Origin of the sequence: Ruminococcus sp. 1001713B170207_170306_F1 (assembly GCF_015668065.1) — a bacterium.
Classification (GTDB): domain Bacteria; phylum Bacillota; class Clostridia; order Lachnospirales; family Lachnospiraceae; genus Blautia_A; species Blautia_A faecis.
Genome location: NZ_JADPEX010000067.1, coordinates 1 through 1,420, shown reverse-complemented (window position 1 = coordinate 1,420; position 1,420 = coordinate 1). Strand labels below are relative to the sequence as shown.

Here is a 1,420-nt window from a genome sequence, read left to right as displayed (position 1 = left end):
GTTGAGGTATTAAGAAAACAGCTTTTAAATGCTTTGCATTTACAGGAACAGCAAATATTTTTTAAAAAGAAAGCCATAGATAATAAGGATCGCTTATTTGTGGAGGCATTTGAAAATTCAAGTGGAAAACAACTGTGCGGTATTGACGTGAAAGATTTATATGAGCGTTGTATGGAAGGGAGTTCGATGGAGTCAATTTCATATTCTGTACAAGATGAAATCGAGAAACTGAAAACGGTTGGCATGTTAGAGGGCGAGATGACTCCAGACAGTTACCAAAAAATCAGAAAATACCTTTTTGTAAAACCGCTAAACAAGAAAGCGCATTCGCTTGAGTTGGAAGATGCAGTGCATAAGGATGTTGGAGATATCGCTTGTGTCGTGTATATGATGCTTAGTAATACGAACGAGTATTTTTGTGTGAAGATAAAAAATCAGCATTTGAAGCAATGGAAAATGACAAAAGAGGCTGTTATGGAAGAGGCGTTAAAAAATACCTGCCAGATGACACCCCCTTTCATTTATACAAATGGTAAGAACAAGTCGGGAGGATCCTTTATGGACAATGGAGCATTTTGCTTATCGAAAAGTGATAAAGTTATGGGGGTTCAGCTCTGCACCAATGCAAAAGAAAATGGAGCGGTTTCCGTATTTTTCCCTGGTGTCCTTCAAAGACTGGCACAGCTTATGGAAAGTGATTTGTACATTTTATTTACAAGCAGAAACGAAAGTTCAATTTACAGTGTAAATGAGAGTAATTTAGAAGATATTAAGGATGAACTCCATATAATGGAAACCGACTATGATAATGGTATTTGGTATGAAGATTCATTGTCAGAAGAACTCTACTACTATAGCAGAATCGAAGATAAGCTTTCTGTATATATGGAAAAAGTAAAGGTTAACTTTACTACGGTTAATTTAAAGGAAGCGCACTGATTATTAGAAAGGTAGATAAGGCTGTGTAATAGTTAAGTGGTAAGCAGTATCTGTATAATCCTAACGAAAGGAAATGAAAATACTATGAGTGAAATTTTAAGTTATGAGAAGTTTGTCGAAAACTTAAGAGCGTATCTGTTAGATGCTTTAAATCTGCAAGAAGAGCGAATTTATTTTGAAGCAAAAGATGAAGAGGGAATGGCTCAGAATGGAGACCGTTTATTTGTGGAATGTCGTGTAAGTTCAGAAGGGAAAGAAGTATGTGGAATCCATACGGAAGAGTTATATGAGGATTACCTGGATGGTGTTTCTGTAGATAAAATCGGAGATACTGTTACAGAAGAAATTAAAAAAATAAGTAAGGCTGGATTCTTCGAAAAAACAAAGAATGTAAATAATTACTCCATAGGTAATTGCGAAACAAGTTCGCAATCCTGACTAAAAAGCGGTAAGAATCCTGCAACGCAGGATTCTTAAGATG

General features: G+C 35.8%; 2 protein-coding genes. Both read left to right on the top strand.

Going from position 1 to position 1,420, the window contains the following annotated elements; all coding sequences use genetic code 11:
* The coding region (locus I4V84_RS19480) for a DUF5688 family protein (protein ID WP_195993198.1) at positions 1 to 939 on the top strand (939 nt) is incomplete at its 5' end.
* A gap of 84 nt (positions 940 to 1,023) precedes the next feature.
* Positions 1,024 to 1,377 (top strand): hypothetical protein, encoded by a 354-nt coding sequence (locus I4V84_RS19475; protein WP_195993197.1) that lies wholly within the window; start codon positions 1,024 to 1,026, stop codon positions 1,375 to 1,377.
* Positions 1,378 to 1,420: the final 43 nt, after the last annotated feature.